The organism is Methylobacterium sp. NEAU K (assembly GCF_030700285.1).
Lineage (GTDB): Bacteria > Pseudomonadota > Alphaproteobacteria > Rhizobiales > Beijerinckiaceae > Methylobacterium.
Genome location: NZ_JAUYZJ010000022.1, coordinates 24,613 through 43,777 on the forward strand (window position 1 = coordinate 24,613; position 19,165 = coordinate 43,777).

Annotated in this window: 17 protein-coding genes; 10 read left to right on the top strand and 7 right to left on the bottom strand. The window is 68.0% G+C overall.

Translation table 11 applies throughout. The annotated features are described in order from the left end of the window. From Q8W67_RS17615 to Q8W67_RS17625, 3 genes are all read right to left on the bottom strand, one after another. Positions 1-597, bottom strand: a complete 597-nt coding sequence (locus tag Q8W67_RS17615; protein WP_305547898.1) for a sigma-70 family RNA polymerase sigma factor — start codon at positions 595-597, stop codon at positions 1-3. Continuing rightward, positions 594-857, bottom strand: a complete 264-nt coding sequence (locus tag Q8W67_RS17620; protein WP_305547899.1) for a NepR family anti-sigma factor — start codon at positions 855-857, stop codon at positions 594-596. Before Q8W67_RS17620 ends, Q8W67_RS17615 begins: the two co-directional genes overlap by 4 nt. A 923-nt stretch (positions 858-1,780) precedes the next feature. Further along, positions 1,781-2,818, bottom strand: a complete 1,038-nt coding sequence (locus tag Q8W67_RS17625) for a glycosyltransferase family 2 protein (RefSeq protein WP_305547901.1) — start codon at positions 2,816-2,818, stop codon at positions 1,781-1,783. A gap of 1,240 nt (positions 2,819-4,058) precedes the next feature. Between Q8W67_RS17625 and Q8W67_RS17630 the strand changes: the two genes are divergently transcribed. After that, on the top strand, positions 4,059-4,763 hold the full coding sequence (locus tag Q8W67_RS17630) for a ParA family protein (protein ID WP_305547903.1): 705 nt from the start codon (positions 4,059-4,061) through the stop codon (positions 4,761-4,763). Positions 4,764-4,799: 36 nt separating this feature from the next. On the opposite strand, the gene Q8W67_RS17635 is transcribed toward Q8W67_RS17630, so the two are convergent. Further along, the gene (locus Q8W67_RS17635; protein WP_305547905.1) at positions 4,800-6,185 is read right to left on the bottom strand and encodes a M20/M25/M40 family metallo-hydrolase; all 1,386 of its coding nucleotides are present in this window, start codon (positions 6,183-6,185) and stop codon (positions 4,800-4,802) included. A 244-nt stretch (positions 6,186-6,429) separates the two neighbouring features. Here Q8W67_RS17635 and Q8W67_RS17640 point away from each other — a divergent pair, with 244 nt between their 5' ends. The 5 genes from Q8W67_RS17640 to Q8W67_RS17660 all read left to right on the top strand — a co-directional run bounded on the left by Q8W67_RS17640 (position 6,430) and on the right by Q8W67_RS17660 (position 10,955). Then, positions 6,430-6,954, top strand: a complete 525-nt coding sequence (locus tag Q8W67_RS17640) for a (2Fe-2S)-binding protein (protein WP_305547906.1) — start codon at positions 6,430-6,432, stop codon at positions 6,952-6,954. After that, positions 6,951-7,958, top strand: a complete 1,008-nt coding sequence (locus Q8W67_RS17645) for a xanthine dehydrogenase family protein subunit M (protein WP_305547908.1) — start codon at positions 6,951-6,953, stop codon at positions 7,956-7,958. The genes Q8W67_RS17640 and Q8W67_RS17645 overlap by 4 nt, the downstream gene beginning before the upstream one ends. Positions 7,959-7,966: 8 nt before the next feature. After that, positions 7,967-10,219, top strand: coding sequence for a xanthine dehydrogenase family protein molybdopterin-binding subunit (locus Q8W67_RS17650; RefSeq protein ID WP_305547911.1), 2,253 nt, complete (start codon positions 7,967-7,969; stop codon positions 10,217-10,219). Between the two features lie 68 nt (positions 10,220-10,287). Next, positions 10,288-10,725 (top strand): EamA family transporter, encoded by a 438-nt coding sequence (locus Q8W67_RS17655; RefSeq protein ID WP_305547913.1) that lies wholly within the window; start codon positions 10,288-10,290, stop codon positions 10,723-10,725. A 74-nt stretch (positions 10,726-10,799) separates the two neighbouring features. Next, positions 10,800-10,955, top strand: a complete 156-nt coding sequence (locus tag Q8W67_RS17660) for a hypothetical protein (protein WP_305547915.1) — start codon at positions 10,800-10,802, stop codon at positions 10,953-10,955. Between the two features lie 31 nt (positions 10,956-10,986). On the opposite strand, the gene Q8W67_RS17665 is transcribed toward Q8W67_RS17660, so the two are convergent. The 3 genes from Q8W67_RS17665 to Q8W67_RS17675 all read right to left on the bottom strand — a co-directional run bounded on the left by Q8W67_RS17665 (position 10,987) and on the right by Q8W67_RS17675 (position 14,065). Further along, the gene (locus tag Q8W67_RS17665) at positions 10,987-11,667 is read right to left on the bottom strand and encodes a glutathione S-transferase family protein (RefSeq protein ID WP_305547918.1); all 681 of its coding nucleotides are present in this window, start codon (positions 11,665-11,667) and stop codon (positions 10,987-10,989) included. A 74-nt stretch (positions 11,668-11,741) separates the two neighbouring features. Then, entirely contained in the window at positions 11,742-13,217 is a 1,476-nt protein-coding gene (locus Q8W67_RS17670) for a M48 family metalloprotease (protein WP_305547921.1), read from the bottom strand. Between the two features lie 5 nt (positions 13,218-13,222). Then, complete coding sequence (locus Q8W67_RS17675; RefSeq protein ID WP_305547923.1) at positions 13,223-14,065, bottom strand: thermonuclease family protein; 843 nt, start codon at positions 14,063-14,065, stop codon at positions 13,223-13,225. Between the two features lie 573 nt (positions 14,066-14,638). Between Q8W67_RS17675 and Q8W67_RS17680 the strand changes: the two genes are divergently transcribed. The 4 genes from Q8W67_RS17680 to Q8W67_RS17695 all read left to right on the top strand — a co-directional run bounded on the left by Q8W67_RS17680 (position 14,639) and on the right by Q8W67_RS17695 (position 19,158). After that, complete coding sequence (locus tag Q8W67_RS17680; RefSeq protein ID WP_305547925.1) at positions 14,639-15,046, top strand: helix-turn-helix domain-containing protein; 408 nt, start codon at positions 14,639-14,641, stop codon at positions 15,044-15,046. Between the two features lie 169 nt (positions 15,047-15,215). Next, a complete protein-coding gene (metK, locus tag Q8W67_RS17685) occupies positions 15,216-16,394 on the top strand; it encodes a methionine adenosyltransferase (RefSeq protein WP_305547927.1) in 1,179 nt (392 codons plus the stop codon). A 163-nt stretch (positions 16,395-16,557) separates the two neighbouring features. After that, complete coding sequence (locus Q8W67_RS17690) at positions 16,558-17,289, top strand: tRNA (guanosine(46)-N(7))-methyltransferase TrmB (RefSeq protein WP_305548055.1); 732 nt, start codon at positions 16,558-16,560, stop codon at positions 17,287-17,289. A 153-nt stretch (positions 17,290-17,442) separates the two neighbouring features. Beyond that, positions 17,443-19,158 carry a sensor histidine kinase gene (locus Q8W67_RS17695; protein WP_305547929.1) on the top strand — a complete coding sequence of 572 codons (1,716 nt, stop codon included), beginning with the start codon at positions 17,443-17,445 and terminating at the stop codon, positions 19,156-19,158. The last annotated feature ends 7 nt before the right edge of the window (positions 19,159-19,165 follow it).

A 19,165-nucleotide genomic window follows, 5' to 3' on the forward strand; every position in this document is an offset into this window, starting at 1 on the left:
TCAGCCGCCGTCCAGCGCAGCGCGGGTGCGGGCATCGGTGCCGATGTCGTCCGTGCCCTCCATCCCCAGCACCTCAATCAGGCGCATGCGGGCGCGGCTGACCCGGCTCTTGATGGTCCCGACGGCGACGCCGCAGATTGCGGCCGCCTCTTCGTAGGTGAAGCTCTGGGCACCCACCAGCACCAGCGCCTCGCGCTGGGCATGGGGCAGCCGGTTGAGGGCGCTCTGGAACTGCGCCATCTCCATGCGGATCTCCTGCTCGGGCAGGGAGGTCAGCCGGCCGGCGAGTACACCGTCGGCGTCCTCCACCTCGCGCTTGCGCTTGCGCTGCTCCGAGTAGAACAGGTTGCGCAGGATCGTGAACAGCCAGGCGGTGAGATTGGTCCCGCGGCGGAAGCTGGCGGCATTGACCCAGGCCCGCACCAGCGTGTCCTGCACGAGGTCGTCCGAGCGGTCTAGGTCGTAGGTCAGCGAGAACGCGAACGCCCGCAGTGCCGGGATCGCCCCGAGCAGGAGGTCGCGCATTTCGGCATCGGCCCCCGTGGGCTTCGGTCCGGATCCGCTTCCGGCTGGAGCGGCTTGCGTCATCATCATCATCGCTGGGCCTCCGTGTCGGAGCATGCGGCGAGGTCGTCGATCAGCGTCCGGAGCCGCTCCGGGATCGGCAGGGCCAGGACTTCGGCGTAGTGCAGCCGCAGGCCGCGCCCGATCCGGGCCCGCCCCGCGGCATCGATCGGCCGGCGCCCGGTCGCCGCTCCCGAAACGCCTGAAGAGGTGCGGAACGACAGAGCCGGTTCGGCTCCGTCCTCTGCTATGGCCGAGCCCGTGATCGCCTGCCCTTCCTCGTCCTGGCTCATGATCGCGCCCCATGCATTGGGCGATGCGGCCCGTAGGGGCTCGGCCTCCCACCGCACAGGTCTCGCGACCGGCCGCGGCGGGAACGCGGTTCATCGCTTTCCGGCGGCGCTGGTAGGCGGTGAGGATTTAATCGGTTCTGAACTGCGTATTCATCAAATCTTAATGTCGGAAATCATGAGCTTGACCATATTAAATCGTTGGTTGCCCCAGTTACAATTCAGAAATACTTATTTCTAGCTCGGCCGTGAATCAAGATCGCTGGGCTGGCTGAACCAACGCCGGCGGATGCGGAGGTGGGGTATCGGCGATCGGTTCCTGCCGCGATCGGGCGTCTCCATCCTCTGCAGCCCAGCTTCCGAACCTTCGATCGTGGGCCTTCCGTGCCCGCTCCGCTGCCCTGGGCCGCGTTCCGCCCAAGCACCGCGACACGATCTACGAGCTCCAGAGCTCGGGGGATGGGGTGAAGGGGCCGCGTTTCATCGCCCCTCTCCCTTCGATTGCCATAGGGAGCGTGCCACGCCCGCTCGACCGCACGGGGGCTCGAGGCCGCAACCGGATCAAACGCCTGTGGCCGCCTGACGAGCTGCCGATGTCGCTCGAACCGGAAAAAGGCCATTCCGATCGGCCTATCGGGCCAGATCGGCGATTTGAGAGGATGTCGGAAGGCGATGCTCGCGAACCCATCCTTCCTGTCTCGCAAAGTGTCCGTTTTCACGGGCTTGGTCGATCCGCTCAATCGGCTCGGACCCAAGCGCGGCGACGGCAGCCACGTCCTCCGGGACGGCCAGGATCGATCGCACATATTCCGGCAGACAGGGTTCCAGGTCTATAAGGGTGTCTGCTGCCGGATCGGACAAGAGGATCGCCTTATTCGATCCTATACGAGTTTGTTCGATCGCAAATCTCGCGGTCTTGAGCCGTCTTATTGCCGCCTGAAATCAAACGCTTGTCTTATCGATTTTAGACGAAAGATCGGCCGTCGGGATGAACTGTATCGAGTCTCTGCTATGAAACAGCCTGCCTCCTTCGGAAGAAGATAAGCGATGCCAAGAATAACGGCACTCACAATCCGTCTCGTGATACTGTAATCATCGGGAAATTTATAGATTATATCGATAATTAATCCGATATTAAGCCTCTGTTTGCTGAGAAGAGCAAGATATAATTCGCATCTCCTATAGAAATACATTTCTTTAGGATCTTTAATGAGGTCCGCGAGACCCATGCCGGTCAAAACATTCTTGATATGATTGACGCGACCCGTGAAACGGTCGCGTTGTCTCAGAATCAAATTTGCATTGACGGCACCATTCACTCCAGATTTGTTGCTGCCGTGAACTCTGTAATAGCCTTGTGGCTTGTCGAGTGTCACGATGTCACCGAAGAAAGGAGCGATAAACAAAATCGCTCCATCGACGGCCGAGTCATAGTCGGCCGATCGAAGTATTTCGCAAACGTCTCTGCGAAATACGTTGCCCGACGTGGGCGGCGAAATATACAAGCCCGTTTGTTGCACCTTGTCTACATAGGCGCCTCGCTCCCGCCCTGCCGACAGACTGGGGAACGTATGGCCGGTTGCGGCGCCGGATTCATCGATTATTGCTAGCGGATATTGTAGCTTTGCCACGGAGCAATCAAGATGTTTGATAATGGTGTCTATCGATCCAGGCAAAAGCTCATCATCAGCGTCGAGAAATAGAACAAAAGGTGCGGATGTTCTGTCCAGGCCGTAGAGACAGGCGCTGATCTGTCCGCCGTTTTCCTTTCTGACAGCTCGCGCTCCGGTACTGCAGATTGTCGACCAGGAATCGTCCGTCGAACCATCGTCGACGACTATAAACTCGCAATGCCTAAGGTCTTGCGATACGACGCTCGTTATCGCGCGGCCGACGAAATTTTCGTAATTGTAGCAATTTACAATGATTGCCAAAGTCGGCATCGGTTTGACGTGCAATTTCATGGCAGATATTCTCATTTGGTCATGGAATTACGATCTATTACATAGTGTATTTTGAAAAAAGCGGTCATACTGCGCGCGAAGATGCCGGTATTTTCAGCGAATTTGAGGATTGCGCATAGAACAATCCCCATGACGTCACGCGTTCGTGATATCATACACCATATTCGCTTGTTGGAAAGTCATGATCTGCGCTTCGTCTGGGCGTATTGCCAGAAGCTGATCGTTTGAATTGCGATAAATGGAAAATGTTGTCGCCATATATTTCGGAGCGGCCGCCTGTTGTTTCAATTTCAAATTGAATGCGTGCGCCGATTTCGAATGGCCGGTGTCTCGGAAAAATTCGATCAAAGCCTGTGGGGTATCCGATCGATTCCAAATCAATTTGATTTGAAGCCGCTAGGGCTATTGTAGTATAAAGTTTGTTAATTTTTATGGTAGATCTGCGAATAATAATGTTTGTTCTCGGCGCGGTTGTAAATCGAACTCGACCACATCAAGGGCATTACATTATCAAATATCAGATATCGTATTCACTTCGGGACTAAAAATACCGATCAATTTGGAACAGATATTGTCTTTCTCCCCGGATCGGCGTTGTTTCATCGGGGCGGGCCACGCGTGAGGCAGCCGGGGCAGCTCGCCGGACGCTCGTCACGTCGGCCCTGGTCCGCGTGCTCGAGCACGAACTGGCAAGCGCCGATGAAAAGAGATTTTGTCAGACAGAGTATAGAGAGATAGTCAAAATTTCCTGATCTGGATGTATCTGTGCGTATTTACTCGTATTCGTTAAAATATTCAGTATATTATTTGAGAAGTAATATAGATATTAGCTCATTGAAGAACATCTTGACGGGCTTGCGCTGCCTGCGCTATGGCCTAGGCAGTATCAATAACGCATCCATTCGGTTGCTGATTCTTCCATGGCGTCGCATAGGGCGTTCCGGGCAGATCAAGGCGGCGCCGGGATCCGATTTCGGCCGGAAAGATTGTGGTGATTCTCCGTCTTGGTCGCGATCTTTCCGGATGAGCCGCGTACCAGCGTCCGGTGTTCATGATTTTGTCGTCATGGTCCCTGGGCTAAGATCGCCTATGCGGAGACCGCTTGTGGGTGATTCACAGGTATGGGCCCGCAGCACCGGGCTCGACGCGTGCCCTCACGCTCAGCACGGGCACGGACAGCCGCCTTCCGGCGCCGCACAGATCGCGGGGACCGGCCCCGAGATCGACAGGTAGAAGGCGCATGGATCCCCAAGGATCCGGACACGAGCCGGAGGTCGCGCCTCGACGGGCCGCCCAGCCGCTGCGGATCCTCGCGGTCGCGGTGCAGAAGGGGGGCACCGGCAAGACCACGCTGGCGGCCTCGCTCGCCGTCGCCGCAGTGGAGGCCGGCGAGCGCGTGACCGCCCTCGACCTCGATCCGCAGGGCTCGCTGGCCGGCTGGGGCGCACTGCGCACGGGCGACGCCGTCGCGGTCGACCGGGTCCAGCCCTGGGAGGTCGGCCAGCTCGCGGAGATCCTGGACATCCTCGCCCAGGAGGGCGTGACCCTGGTCGTCCTCGACACGGCCGGCAGCTCGACCGGCCTGGCGGCGGCGCTGAAGGACGCCGATTTCGTACTGATGCCGGTGCGGCCCTCCCGGCTGGACATCGTGGCGGCGCGTCCGACACTCCAGACGCTGGTCGGCCTCGGCCTGCGGGACCGGTTCGCCCTGGTGCTGAACCAGTGCCCGCCGCCGCCGTCGCCGCGCACCAGCACCTATGCCGCGCAATTGCGTGCGCTTGGGGTGCTGGCCGAGCCGGGCATCATCCACCGGGTCGATCACCAGGATGCCCTGGCGATGGGCCTGGGCGTCACGGAATACGCGCCCGCGAGCCCGGCCGCCGAGGAGGTCCGGGCTCTGTGGGCCTGGATCGACGCGAAGATGCGGGCGTCGGATCCGGCCTGAGCCGGGACGTGACTCCCGGCTCGCCGGATCCGACGATCAGCCCTGACCCAGCGCCGCCAGGATCCGCGCCCAGGAGCGCGTGCCCTTGTGGAAGCTCGTCAGGTCGTATTTCTCATTGGGCGAGTGGATTCGGTCGTCATCCAGTCCGAAGCCGATCAGGAGCGTGTCGCGCCCGAGGATCCGCTTGAAGTCCCCGACGATCGGGATCGAGCCGCCGGCGCCCACCGTCACCGCCGGCACGCCCCATTCCGCGGCGAGCGCGGCCTTGGCGGCCCCGAGCTGCGGCATGTCGAAGGGCAGGCTGATCGCCCGCGAGCCCTTGTAGGTGATGACCTCGACCTTGCAGTCCGACGGCACCCGCTCCCGCACGAAGGCCTTGAAGCGCTCGGCCAGCACCTTCGGGTCCTGATCGTCCACGAGGCGGAACGAGATCTTGGCCGAGGCGGTCGAGGCGATCACCGTCTTGGTACCCTCGCCGGTATAGCCGCCGATGATGCCGTTGGCGTCGCAGGAGGGGCGCGACTGCACCAGTTCGATCGGCATGCGCCCGCGCTCGCCCGCTGGCTCCTTCAGGCCGATCGGCCCGAGCAGCGTCTCGGGGGTCAGCCCCAGGCCGCGCCACTGCTCCAGCACCTCGGGCGGGCGCTCGCGCACGCCGTCGTAGAAGCCCGGGATCGTCACCCGCCCGTCCGCGTCGTGCAGGTCGGCGATGATCTTGGCGAGCACATGGATCGGGTTGCGCGCCGCGCCGCCGAAGAAGCCCGAATGCAGGTCGCGGTCGGCGCAGGTGACCTTCACCTCGAAATACGCGAGCCCGCGCAGCGACGACGTGATGGCCGGCGTGGTCCGGTCCCACATCCCGGTGTCGCAGACCAGCACCACGTCGCAGCCGAGTCTCTCGCGATTGGCCGCGACCCATTCGGGAAGCCCCTGCGATCCGCTCTCCTCCGCCCCTTCGATCAGGATCGTGACGCCGCAGGGCAGTTCGCCGCTCATGGCGATATGCGCCCGGCACGCCTCCACGAAGGTCATGACCTGGCCCTTGTCGTCGGAGGCGCCACGCCCGACGATCCTTTTGTCACCCTCCGGTCCCGACGCGATGCGGGGTTCGAAGGGCGGCGTCGTCCACAGGTCGAGCGGATCGACCGGCTGCACGTCGTAATGGCCGTAGAACAGGACATGGGGCGCCCCGGGCTTCGGCCTGTGGGCCAGCACCACCGGATGGAGCGAGGTCTCCTCGACGGAGGTCTCGAAGCCCAAGGCGGTCAGGTCCTGGGCGAGCCAGGCGGCGGCCGCGCGGCACTGGCCGGCATAGGCCGGGTCGGTGGAAATCGAGGGGATCCGCAGGAAGGCGAACAGCCGCTCCAGGGCGTTCTCCAGGTCCGTGTCGATGTCGTTGAGGATCGCGTCGAGCGCGGCCATCGGGGGCTCCGGGGTGCGGCGGGGACTCTGCGGGGACGAGCGTTACCCGAGGCGGGACAGGCGCGGCAACGCCCGCACCGTCCCACGCCTCGTAGCAATCCCTGCGATGGTCCGTCCCGGAACAGGGGCAGATTGGAATTGTTATCGGGAGAATCGCCGGTCCGGCCTCCGCGACGCTTGCCGTCGCCGGCTCGGCCGCCTCCGTTTCATGCCCGGCCTCCCGGCCGCCTCCCTGGATGACACCATGCTCCTCGAGAAGACTCCGCCGGTGCCGGCGGATGCCCGCATCTGCATCACGCTCACGATCAACGGACAGAGGCGCGAACTTCAGGTCACGCCCTGGACGACGCTTCTCGACCTGCTGCGCGAGAAGCTCGACCTCACCGGCACCAAGAAGGGCTGCGACCACGGCCAGTGCGGCGCCTGCACGGTCCTGGTCAACGGCACCCGGGTGAATTCCTGCCTTACCCTCGCGGTGATGAAGGACGGCGCCGAGATCACCACGGTGGAGGGGCTCGCCGGCCTCGGCGACCGGAAGGGCAGCAACGCGCTCCACCCGATCCAGGAGGCGTTCATCGAGCACGACGCCTTCCAGTGCGGCTACTGCACCCCCGGCCAGCTCTGCTCATCGGTGGGGCTGATGAACGAGGGCCATGCCCACACGCGCGACGAGATCCGCGAGGCGATGAGCGGCAACATCTGTCGCTGCGGGGCCTACACCAACATCGTCGACGCCATCGAGGACGTGATGCAGGGAGCCGCCCGATGAACCGCTTCGACTATGTCCGCGCCGGCACGGTGGCGGAGGCGGTGCAGGCCTATGGGGCGGGCGCGCGCTTCATCGCGGGCGGCACCAACCTGATCGACCTGATGAAGTACGAGGTCGAGAAGCCCGACCGGTTGATCGACATCACCCGCCTGCCGCTCGACGGCATCGAGGAGCAGGGCGGCGGCCTGCGGCTCGGGGCGCTCGCGACCAACGCCAAGGTCGCCTACGACGACAGGGTCGCCGCACACTACCCGCTGCTGCGCAACGCCATCCTGGCCGGCGCCTCGGCGCAGCTGCGCAACGCCGCCTCCACGGGCGGCAACCTGCTCCAGCGGACCCGCTGCTACTATTTCTACGACGCCGGTACGCCCTGCAACAAGCGCGAGCCCGGCTCCGGCTGCCCGGCGATCGGCGGCGTGAACCGCATCCACGCGATCTTCGGGGCGAGCGACGCGTGCATCGCCACGCACCCCTCCGACATGTGCGTGGCGCTGGCCGCGCTCGAGGCGGTGGTGCGGGTGAGCGGACCCGGAGGCGACCGGGCGATCCCGTTCTCGGAGTTCCACCGGCTGCCTGGCGACAACCCGGAGAAAGACACCAACCTCGCCCCCGGCGAGATCGTCGTGTCGGTCGACCTGCCGGAAAGTCGGTTCCCGCAGACCTACACCTACCTGAAGCTGCGCGACCGGCTGTCCTACGCCTTCGCGCTGGTCTCGGTGGCGGCCGGGCTGGAACTGGACGGCGACACGATCAAGACCGCCCGCCTGGCGCTGGGCGGCGTCGCCCACAAGCCCTGGCGCAACCGCGAGGCCGAGGCCTTGCTCGAGGGCAAGCCCGCCACGGTCGAGAGCTTCAGGGAGGCGGCCGACCTGATCGTGGCCGAGGCCAAGCCGCAATCGGAGAACGTCTTCAAGATCGAACTCGCCCGGCGCGCCATCGTGCGCGGCCTCGAGCAGGCCGCCGCCGGCACGCCCCAGTCGCTCAGCGACAAGCGCATCCAGTGAGGAGCCCCATGGCAACCCAGATCAGCACCGCCGCCGGCACCGATCGGCACGTCGGCAGCCCGAGGAGCCGCGTCGACGGCCCCGCCAAGGTGACGGGCCTCGCGAAGTATGCCGGTGAATTCACCGCCGCCGACCTCGTCCACGGCTACGTCGTGGGCAGCACGATCGCCCGCGGCACGATCACCGGGATCGACTGCGCCGCCGCCGAGGCGGTTCCGGGCGTGCTCAAGGTCCTGACCCACGCGAACCGCCCGGACGTGTCCGGTAAGGCCGATTCCTACCGGGACATGGTCGGCCCGCCCGGGACGCCCCTGCGGCCGCTCTACGACGCCAACATCCTGTTCTCGGGCCAGCCGGTGGCCTTGGTGCTGGCGGAGGATTTCGAGACCGCCCGCTACGCCGCCTCGCTGGTCAAGGTCACGTATGCGGCCGAGACGCCCGAGACCGACATCGACGCCCTGGTCCCCACCGCCTACGATCCGCCCACCAAGCGCGACGGCATCAAGCCGCCGCCCGAGCCCTGGGGCGATGCGGACGCCGCCTTCGGCAAGGCACCGATCCGGGTCGAGCGGCAGTACCGGATGGCCAACGAGCACCACAACCCGATGGAGCCGCACGCCTCCACGGTGATCGTCGAGGCCGACGGGACCTACACCGCCTACGACAAGATCCAGGGCGTGGCCAACAGCCAGCAATACCTGACCGGTGCCTTCGGGCTGAAGCCCGAGCAGGTGCGGGTCATGAACCCCTATCTCGGCGGCGGCTTCGGCGCCGGCCTGCGCCCGCAATACCAGCTGTTCCTGGCGATGCTGGCCGCCAAGGATCTCGGCCGCTCGGTCCGCGTGGTCCTGACCCGCGAGCAGATGTGGAGCTTCACCTATCGGCCGGAGGCGGTGCAGACGGTCTCTCTGGGCGCGAGCCCGGACGGCGCGCTCCAGGCGCTGCGGCACGACGCCGTGCAGGGCACCTCGCGCTACGAGGATTACCAGGAGAACATCGTCAACTGGTCGGGCACGCTCTACAAGTGCGACAACGTCAAGCTGACCTACCGGCTCGCCAAGCTCGACACCGCGACGCCCGGCGACATGCGTGCCCCCGGGGCGGTGTCGGGCCTGTTCGCCATCGAGAGCGCGATGGACGAACTCGCCGTGGAGACCGGCAAGGACCCGATCGAGCTGCGGCTGATCAACTACACGGATTCGGATCCGGTGGAGGGCAAGCCCTACGGCTCGAAGGCGCTGAAATCCTGCTTCGAGCAGGGCGCGGCGCGCTTCGGCTGGGCGAAGCGCGACCCGAAGCCCCGCTCCATGCGCGAGGGCCGCGAACTCGTCGGCTGGGGCATGGCGTCGGGCATCTGGGAGGCGCTGATGATGCCCTCCAGCGCCCGCGCGGTGCTGAGTGCCGACGGCAAGCTGGAGATCGGCAATTCCACCGGCGACATCGGCACCGGCACCTACACGATCCTCACCCAGATCGGCGCCGACGCGCTGGGCCTGCCGATGGAGGACGTGACGACCAAGCTCGGTGACACCAACCTCGCCGAGGCGCCGGTGGCCGGCGGATCGTGGACGGCGGCGTCCTCCGGCACGGCGGTGATGAAGGCCTGCCGCAACATCGCCGCCCAGGTCTTCGTGCTGGCCCGCCAGATGGAGAACTCGCCGCTGGCCAACGTCGATTTCGAGCGCGTTGTCTTCACCGGCGGCCGGATTGAGGTCGCCGGGGACCCGTCCCGCGGCGTCTCGATCAAGGACGCCATGCGCGCGGGCGGCTTCGAGACGATCGAGGTGACCGAGAAGGCCGGCCCGGACTCGGATTTCGCCAAGCAGTTCGAGTGCTACACCCACCAGGCGGTGTTCGTGGAGGTGAAGGTCGACGAGGACCTCGGCCAGGTGCGCGTCACTCGCGTCGTCTCGGCGATCGCGGCGGGCAAGATCCTCAACCCGAAGACCGCGCGCAGCCAGATCATCGGCGCGACGGTGATGGGGATCGGCTCCGCGCTGCACGAGGAATCGATGCTCGACCATCGCCTCGGCCGGTTCATGAACCGCAACCTCGGCGAGTACCACGTGCCGGCCAACGCCGACATCCACGACCTCGACGTGATCTTCGTGGACGAGGAGGACAAGGCCAACCCGCTGGGCGTCAAGGGCGTCGGCGAGATCGGCATCGTCGGGACCGCGGCGGCCATCGCCAACGCGGTCTTCCACGCCACGGGCAAGCGGGTGCGGGACCTGCCGATCACCATCGACAAGCTGCTCTGAGGACGCGGGATAGGCTACAGGAAAGCCGCCGTGCCGACCGCGCGGCGGCTTTTCACCCTGAGGCGCGATTGAGCCACCTTCTGCAATCCTGGCGCTTCTGGGCGCTCGCCTCGGCGGGCTTCGCGGCGCTGACTGCGATCCTCGCCAAGGTCGGCATCTCGGGCGTGCAGTCCGATGTCGCGACCTTCGTGCGCACCCTGGTGATCGTGGCCTTCGCGGGCGCGATCGTGGTCGGATCCGGGCAGGCCGGCGGCCTCGCGCAGATCTCCGGCCGCAGCCTCGTCTTCCTGGTCCTCTCGGGTCTCGCCACCGGGGCGTCCTGGCTCTGCTACTTCCGGGCGCTGTCGCTGGGCGACGCCGCCCGCGTCGCGCCGATCGACAAGCTGAGCGTGGTGCTGGTCGCGATCTTCGGCGCGACTCTCCTCGGCGAGACCCTGAGCCTCGCGGCCTGGATCGGCGTCGCGCTGATCGCCGCCGGGGCCGCCCTCGTCGCCTCCGGCTGGTGAAGCGGGGAGCGCTGGCGCACCGATCCATTAACCGCCCGCGCCCATCCTGACGGTCTCTCGCGAAAGGGACCGCCATGGATTGGGTCTACCGCGGCTTCGAGACCTCGCTTCTGGGGCTCGCCCTGGGTCTCGGCCTCGCGGCTTGCTGGTCGCTCGGCACCGAGCCGGCGCCGAGCGCTACGCTGTCCGTCACCCTGCCGATGCTGACCGTCACGAGCCCCGCGCCCTGACGCGGGGACCGGGAGGCCGCTCGGATCTCGGTCAGGCGGCGTTCTGAGCCGCGCGGAACATGAAGCCGCGGGCCTCGGCGTCCATCTCGGTCTTGAAGGCGTGGCGGCCCTTCAGCGCCTCGGCGGCCTGCGCGGCCGGGCGGGCGTTGAGCGTGTCGAGGTGGCGCTTGACGTGGGGCAACTCCGCGAAGGCGCCCTCGCCGAGCACGAACGGCACCATCCGGGCCCAGCCCCACACCGCCATGTCGACGATGGTGTAGGTGTCGCCCACCACGTAGGCGCGATCGGCGAGCCGCCCGTCGAGGATGCCCCAGTGTCGGCGCGCCTCGAAGATGTAGCGCTCGGTGGCGTAGGCGCCGCCGTCCGGCGCGAAGTGGCGGAAATGCACGCACTGGCCCGAGAACGGCCCGATGCCGGTGGCCACGAACATCAGCCAGGACAGCATCTCGCCCCGAGCCGGCTCGCCCTCGGGCAGGAACCGGCCGGTCTTTCCGGCGAGGTAGAGCAGGATGGCGTTGGAATCGAACACCGTCACGTCGCCGTCGACGATCGCCGGCACCTTCGCGTTCGGGTTGATCGCCGTGTAGGCGGGATCGAACTGCTCGCCCTTGCGCGGATCGACCGGCACCGGCTCGTAGGCGAGGCCCATCTCCTCCAGGCAGAGGGCGACCTTCATCGGGTTGGGGCTGAGATTATGATAGAATCGAATCACGGGGCACTCCCTGAACGACCCGCGGAGAGTTCTCCGGGATGGGGCCGCGCACAAGCCGCGGCGGCGCGGGGCGCCTATTCCACCACGACCTTGTAGCTGCGGCCCGGCACCAGCACGGCGCCCCGCTCGAGGCCGTTGAGGACGAGGAACCGTTCGAGCGGCCTGTCCGGCACCGCCATGCGACGGGCGAGTTCCTCGGCGCTGGCCGAGCTGGCCTGGACCACCTGCAGCCGCAGCGGCCGCAGGACGGCCTCCTCGGGGGCGATCGCGCTCAGGCTCGCCGTCCAGGGCCGGAAGGCCGGGTCGGGATCGGTCGCGCCCTTGGCCGCCATGATCATCCGGTAGGTCGTATCCCCGATCCGGACCGCCGCGAGCCGGAAGGTCCAGTCCTTGCCGCGCGAGAGCGCGAAGGCCGCCGGGCGGCCGCCGAGGTCGCGGGTCTCGAAACCGGCCGGGTCGAGGGGGTCGTTCCAGCTCGCCTTCAGCACCGCGTCGAGGGGCTGGCCGTCCTTCGCGTCGATCTGGTCGAACAGCAGTCGCCGGTTGCCGTCCGGAGTGGTGCCGAGCACGGCCGAGCGGGTGTTCTCGAGGGTGAAGCCGTCCGGGACATCGAAGGCGATCCCCAGCCCGGGATGGATGAAGCGGCGGCCGCGCACCGCGCCGTCGCGGGGGTTGTCGCCGTAGGCGAGCCCGTCCACGGCCGCGAGATAGGAGGCCCGGTCATCGGCCCCGATTCCCGGTGCGCCAATCCGGCGCGCCGCCCGGGTGACCAGGGTGATGCGCTCCGCGGTGCCCGGATGGGTCGCCAGCATGTCGGGTTCGCCCGCGGTGCCGCTGCCGGCCTTCAGGGCGGTCGAGCGGTTCAGCGCGGTGAGGAAGCGGCCGGCCGCGAACGGGTCGTAGCCGGCCCGGGCGAGGGTGCGCACGCCGGTGGCGTCCGCCTCCAGCTCCTGCTCGCGGGAGAAGCGGGCCAGGGCGAAGCGCGACTGGTGCTGCAGCTGCGCGCCGGTATCGGGATCGTTCAGCACGTCCGCCACGACCCGGCTGACCAGCGCCGAGCGCAGCTCCAGCTCGCTCCGGGCCGTGGCGTGGTTGAGCGTCACGTGCGCCATCTCGTGGGCGAGCACGGCCGCCACCTCGGAGGTGTCGCTGGCCAGCGCCACCAGGCCGCGGGTGACGTAGAGCCGCCCGTTCGGCAGCGCGAAGGCGTTGACCACGGGCGAATCGAGCAGCGTCACCGCGTAGGTCTGGTCCGGACGCTCGCTCGCCTTCACGAGCCGGTCGGTGACCTCCGTGAGCATCCGCATCACGTTGGGCGCGCGCGCCTCGCCCCCGAAGGAGGCCACGAGCTTGAGGTGGTCGGCATCCGCCGCGCGCTCACGGCCGGTGGTGCGCGGGGCCTCGACAGGCACCCGGACCACCGCGGGCGTGACGGTCCCGGCTGTCTGGTCGGCCACGCAGGCGCCCAGAAGCGCCGCGAGCGCGCCAACGGCCGCCGCGCCACGCAAGGACCGCCCCACCACCTGAAATCGCTCCGTGATCCCGCCCATCGCGATCAGCGCCGCAGCCCCCGTTCCCCGTCCGGCCCGGCCTCGGGCCGGTCCGGCTCGCTCAGGACCTCGAGTGCGTCGGCGGCGGCTTCCAGGGTCGGGCCGCGCCAGACCTCCAGGATGCCGCGCACCCGCACGCGCCGGCCTTCGAGCGAGGCCGCACTCAAACCATGCGCGCGCATCATTCGCCAAGTGCGTTTCGATACCGTGACCGTGAGCCCGTCCCCGCCGCGGGCCGCGAAATCGAGATATGCGCGGGCGCTGCGCTCGCCGACGTGGCGGATGCGGCCCTCCACCACGGCGAAGCGCCCCGCCAGCGCCCGGAGCCCGGGCCCGTCGGTGGCCGCCAGGACCGGATCGCGCCAGAGGCCGAGCCGTTGGGCCCGGGCGGCTTCCTCCACCGTGCGCAGGGCCGGCCGGCAGAGAGAATCGGCCTCGCCGGCGTCCGCGAAGGCGAGGCCGGCCCCGATCAGCCCTCCTGCGAGGTCGATGTCGCTGTCCGTCACCTCGATGTCGGCCCGCTCCCGGCCCCAGCGGTCGGGCTGCCCGCGGGGGATCACGGTGAGGCCGTCACCCCGCCGCGCATCGAGCCAGGCCCGCGCCGCCTCGGCGGCCTCCGGCGCGTCCGGCCACCGCAGGGAATCGAGCATGGCGCGGGCGCCCGACGCCAGGCGGATCTCGCCGCGCAGCCCGATCCCGTCGAGGAGGTCGGTGCGCGCCGCGCCCGGCCGGCATTCCGCCGGCCCGGCGCGGGCCGGCATGGCACCGACGGGCGCCCCCAGCGCCAGGGCCGCAGCGATCCGTGCCGCCCGGGTGCGCCATCCTTTCGATCCCGCTGTCCTGGTCATCGAATGCTCCGGGCGGATCATGCCGCGGAACCGCGCCGTTTGCACCGCGCGGTTGGCCTGACGCGGCGATGATGCTAAGGGAGAGGCGGTCGTCTCCGTAGCTCAGCTGGACAGAGCACAGGTTTCCTAAACGGTAACAATTGGGCGTCGCATCGGGAAACCGCGCGGCGGATCCGCTCAAAGTCGGGGAAAGCTTCCGGCGTCGGCGCTTGACTGTCCGACGCCCTGCCGATCCCGAGCCAAGCCCGCGCGGCGCCGACGCGTCCCGTGGGAAGGTGTAGAGACTAGACGGGCGGCACCTAACGGCCGGGCGTGAGCCCCTGCCCACGGTGAAGGGATAGTCCAGGCCACGAACGCGGCCCGCACGGGCCGCGGCGGCGAAAGCCGAAGTGGTATGAAACCTGGGGTCGCAGGTTCGAGCCCTGCCGGGGACACCAGAATCCAGGGTGCCGGAGCCTCGCCGGGCGGCCCGGCAAAACGTTCACCGCGATCGTCGCCCGCCGGTGACAAGAACTCGGGGCGGCGTTAAGCTTTGCCGCCCGGAGACGCGGCAGGGGGTGGGCGAGTTTCTTCATGGCGGGTCAGAAAACCGATCAGCGCGACGTCTATGTCGGGCAACGCATCGCCGAGCAGCGCCGAAAGGCGTCGCTGACGCAGCGGCGCGTCGCGCAAAGCTTCGGGATGTCGGCGGCGCAGCTGCAGAAGTACGAGAAGGGCACCAACCGGATAAGCGCCGTCCATCTCGATATCTTCTCCCGGATGACCGGGGTGCCGATGGATTACTTCTTCAAGGGCATGCCGCGCACGGACGACTTCACCGCGCCGGGCTTCGCCGAGCCGGAGCAGCCTTCCCTGGCCGAGGGCGGCCTGAGGGGGCTGGCCGAGATCGTGGGCCGCCACATCACCGAGAACTTCTCCGAGGAGGCGCGCCGGGACGTCGCCGCCGCGATCCGGGCGCTCGACAGCAAGCTCAACGGCTGAAGCCGGGTGCCCTTGGCCGGCGAGCGTTTTGCCGCCCGTTTCGTCCGTTAAAGCGGATACGTTCGTCGATTCGTCTTGACCGTCGCCGGACCCGGTGCGAGAACCCCGGCCCCATGAAGGGTCAAACGCCGCGATCGCGACGGCGTACCTGTGAAGCGGGGGCCGTCCGATGCCGCGTTCCAACTACCTGTTCACCAGTGAGTCCGTTTCCGAGGGGCATCCCGACAAGGTCAGCGACCGGATCTCCGACACGGTGGTGGACGCCTACATCGCGGCGATGCCGGAGGCGCGGCTCGGGGTCGAGACCCTGACGACCACCAACCGCGTCGTCATCGCCGGCGAGGTGCGCGGCCCGGATTCGGTGACCTTCAAGGATCTCGAGGAGCTGACCCGCGCGGCCGTGAAGGACATCGGCTACGAGCAGGACGGCTTCCACTGGAAGAACAACGACGTCGCGATCTACCTGCATGCCCAGTCCGCCGACATCGCGCAGGGCGTGGACGCGGCGGGCAACAAGGATGAAGGCGCGGGCGACCAGGGCATCATGTTCGGCTATGCCGCCGACGAGACCCCGGAGCTGATGCCGGCGCCGCTGTTCTACGCGCACAAGATCCTGAAGGACCTCGCCGACGCCCGGAAGCGGCGCGAGGGTGACGCGGCCAAGCTCGGCCCCGACGCCAAGAGCCAGGTGACCGTCCGCTACGAGAACGGCCGCCCCGTCGAGGCGACGCAGATCGTGCTCTCGACCCAGCACCTCGACGAGTCCCTGGACTCGGCGGACGTGCGCGCCATCGTCGAGCCCTACATCCGGGCGGCGCTGCCGCAGGGCTGGATCAACGAGAGCACCGTCTGGCACGTCAACCCGACCGGCAAGTTCGTGATCGGCGGCCCCGACGGCGATTGCGGCCTCACCGGCCGCAAGATCATCGTCGACACCTACGGCGGCGCGGCCCCCCATGGCGGCGGCGCGTTCTCCGGCAAGGATCCGACCAAGGTCGACCGGTCGGCCGCCTATGCGGCGCGCTATCTCGCCAAGAACGTCGTCGCGGCCGGCCTCGCCCACCGCGCGACGATCCAGCTCGCCTACGCTATCGGCGTCTCGAAGCCGCTCTCGATCTACGTGGACCTACACGGCACCGGCCAGGTCGACGAGGCCAAGCTCGAGGCGGTCCTGATGGACGTCATGGACCTGTCGCCCCGCGGCATCCGTACGGCGCTCGGCCTGAACAAGCCGATCTACGCGCGGACCTCCGCGTACGGTCACTTCGGCCGGGCGCCGGAGGCGGATGGCGGCTTCTCCTGGGAGCGCACCGACCTCGCCGGCAAGCTGAAGTCGGCCCTGGCCTGAGGGCGAAGGCGCAACCCATCGTCACCCCGGGCCTGCGTGGCGGGCCCGGGCGTCCGCAGCCGCAGGGCGTCCTCCCGCCTGCGCTGGGGGTCGGCCGCCCCGGACCGGGCTCGCCTGCCGCGGCCCAGGATGACGCGTTGATGGCCGATCTCATGCCGTGCCCATGTCTGAACTGAGCGGACCTCCCGGTCGCGAGGCCGAGGAGCCCGAGCGCGCCTTCTTCGGGCGGCGCAAGGGAAAGCGGCTGCGCGGCCTGCAGGAGCGGCGGCGCGCCGAATTGCTGCCGGCCCTGCGGATCGACCTGCCGCCGGACGACCGACCCCTGGATCCGCGCACGCTGTTCCCGAGCCTCGAAGTCCCGGAGGCCGTCTGGATGGAGATCGGCTTCGGCGGCGGCGAGCACCTTGCCGCCCAGGCCGAGGCACATCCCGGTATCGGCTTCATCGGGGCCGAGCCCTTCGTCAACGGCGTGGTCAAGCTGCTCGCCGCGGTCGAAGAGCGGTCGCTGCGCAACATCCGCATCCGCGACGAGGACGTGACCGCCCTGCTGTCGCGCCTGCCGGATGCCTGCCTGGACCGGGTCTACCTGCTCTATCCCGACCCGTGGCCCAAGCGGCGCCAGCGCAAGCGCCGCTTCGTCTCGGACGCCTCGCTGGCCGAGATCGGCCGGGTGCTGAAGGATGGCGGCCTGTTCCGCTTCGCGAGCGACATCGACGATTATGCCGGCTGGACCCTGGTCCGGGCCGCCCGCTGCCCGGTCCTGACCTGGACGGCGGCGGCCGCGCGCGACTGGACGCAGCCCTTCGCGGACTGGCCCGGCACCCGCTATGAGGCCAAGGCGCTGGCCGCCGGACGGCGCCCGACCTATCTGGAATTCGCGCGGTTGCCGCGCTGAGCGCGGGACGGACCGGTCGCCGCATTCCTGCGGAACGCCTTGCCCCGGTCACGCTCGGACGCCATCCTGGGTTTCCGTCGGGGCCCGGATCTCGGCGGTAGGGTTGCTATCTCGTGCGGAAGCGCGCGGCAGCGCGTTCGAGGATTTTTCCGAGTGGACGAGAGGGTGGCTCAGCGCCTGGCGACGGACGACCCGTATCGCGCCGGCTTCGACGAGGCCGCGATCGGCCTCGTCGTGCTGTCGGCGGACGAGACGTCCATCGTCGCCGCCAACCGGGTTCTGCACGACTTGCTCGGCTGGCCGCCGGACGTGCTTCCCGGACGTGCGACCGCCGAACTCCTCGACGGCCGGCCCGAAGGCCTCGGCGACGGTATCCAGGTTTGGCGCCGCGCGGACGGGAGCACCCTCGACGTGCGGGTGCGTCGCTCCGGGCGCACCCTGGTGGTCGAGGCGGTGGACGTGGACGCGGCCGCCCATTCCGAGGCGAACCGCGAGGCGCTGGCGACCGCCGGCCTCGGCGAGTGGCGCTGGGAGCGGGCGACGGGCCTCCTCACCCTGTCGCGCCGCGCCGCCCGGATCCTGGGGCGGCCGCCCGGCCGCTTCGTGCCGTGGGATGAACTCAAGACCAGCCTGTCCGATCACGAGCTCGCGCGCCTGAGCGCGATCGTCGCCAGGGCGGGGCGCACCGGTGAGCCGTATCATTTCGACACTCCCGTCACGGTGGCCGGGCGCACGGTGATCCTTCGGGTCCGGGGGCAGGGCGTGCCGGGGCCGGGCGGCGAGCCCGTGAGCATGGTCGGCGTCATCCAGGATATCACTACCCGGGTCGAGGCCCGGGACGAGATCCTGGCGCGCGACCAGCGCCTGCGAGTCGCGACCACGATCGCCAAGCTCGGCATCTTCGAATGGCACATGCTCGAGGACCAGGCGATCTGGGAGAACGAGCACATGTACGAGATCTTCGGGCACATGCCCGAGGACGGCACCATCGGCAAGAACGAGTTCCTCAACGGCATCCTCCACCCGGACGACCGCGCCGCCGTCCGACAGGCGATCTCGAAGGCCTTGCGGGAGGACGGGATCCTGCACATCGGCGGCCGGATCCGGCGCAAGTCCGACGGGGCGTGGCGGACCATCGACATGGCGGGCCGCTTCGAGCGCGACGCCCCCGGCCGGCTGCCCCGGCGCCTGATCGGCGTCGTGGCCGACGTGACCGACCGGCGGCTCGCCGAGGAGCGGCAGAGCCTGCTGATCCGGGAGCTGCACCACCGGGTGAAGAACACCCTGGCCACCGTGCAGGCCATCGTGGGCTCCACGGCGCGCACGGCCTCCAGCATCGAGAGCTTCTACGAGGCGTTCGTCGGGCGGATCAAATCGCTGGCCCACACCCACGCGGTGCTCACCGAGGATACGTGGCAGACGGCCTCGCTCTCGAACCTGCTGCGCAGCGAGCTGCGGCCCTACGCCGAGGTCTCGGTGCAGGGCGGGGCCGACGGGCGCATCAGCCTCGACGGTCCGGCGATCGATCTTCCGTCCGAGATCGCGGTGCCGATCGGCATGGCGATCCACGAGCTCACCACCAACGCCGCCAAGTACGGAGCGCTCTCGAACCGCACCGGGCGGGTCGCGGTGACGTGGTCGTTGGAGCCCGGCGGGCCGGCCCCGATGCTGCGCTTCTCCTGGCGGGAGACGGGAGGGCCGCCGGTCCGGCCGCCGAGCCGGCAGGGCTTCGGGTCGCGCCTGCTTCAGCGGGTGCTCATCACACAGGTCCAGGCCGAGGTGGTGACCGACTACGACCCCGGCGGCTTCTCCCTGACGATGCGCGCCCCGATCCCGCCGCGCAACGACAGCCTCAACCCGCTCGTGTGATTCGCGG

Bases quoted from the DNA above. Each gene is read 5' to 3' on its own strand.
- Q8W67_RS17680 (WP_305547925.1), top strand. From the start codon at position 14,639: ATGGCGGGTCAGAAAACCGATCAGCGCGACGTCTATGTCGGGCAACGC.
- Q8W67_RS17690 (WP_305548055.1), top strand. From the start codon at position 16,558: ATGTCTGAACTGAGCGGACCTCCCGGTCGCGAGGCCGAGGAGCCCGAG.
- Q8W67_RS17675 (WP_305547923.1), bottom strand. From the start codon at position 14,065: ATGACCAGGACAGCGGGATCGAAAGGATGGCGCACCCGGGCGGCACGG.
- Q8W67_RS17640 (WP_305547906.1), top strand. From the start codon at position 6,430: ATGCTCCTCGAGAAGACTCCGCCGGTGCCGGCGGATGCCCGCATCTGC.
- Q8W67_RS17660 (WP_305547915.1), top strand. From the start codon at position 10,800: ATGGATTGGGTCTACCGCGGCTTCGAGACCTCGCTTCTGGGGCTCGCC.
- Q8W67_RS17635 (WP_305547905.1), bottom strand. From the start codon at position 6,185: ATGGCCGCGCTCGACGCGATCCTCAACGACATCGACACGGACCTGGAG.
- Q8W67_RS17645 (WP_305547908.1), top strand. From the start codon at position 6,951: ATGAACCGCTTCGACTATGTCCGCGCCGGCACGGTGGCGGAGGCGGTG.
- Q8W67_RS17670 (WP_305547921.1), bottom strand. From the start codon at position 13,217: ATGGGCGGGATCACGGAGCGATTTCAGGTGGTGGGGCGGTCCTTGCGT.
- Q8W67_RS17625 (WP_305547901.1), bottom strand. From the start codon at position 2,818: ATGAAATTGCACGTCAAACCGATGCCGACTTTGGCAATCATTGTAAAT.
- Q8W67_RS17630 (WP_305547903.1), top strand. From the start codon at position 4,059: ATGGATCCCCAAGGATCCGGACACGAGCCGGAGGTCGCGCCTCGACGG.
- Q8W67_RS17620 (WP_305547899.1), bottom strand. From the start codon at position 857: ATGAGCCAGGACGAGGAAGGGCAGGCGATCACGGGCTCGGCCATAGCA.
- metK (WP_305547927.1), top strand. From the start codon at position 15,216: ATGCCGCGTTCCAACTACCTGTTCACCAGTGAGTCCGTTTCCGAGGGG.
- Q8W67_RS17650 (WP_305547911.1), top strand. From the start codon at position 7,967: ATGGCAACCCAGATCAGCACCGCCGCCGGCACCGATCGGCACGTCGGC.
- Q8W67_RS17615 (WP_305547898.1), bottom strand. From the start codon at position 597: ATGATGATGATGACGCAAGCCGCTCCAGCCGGAAGCGGATCCGGACCG.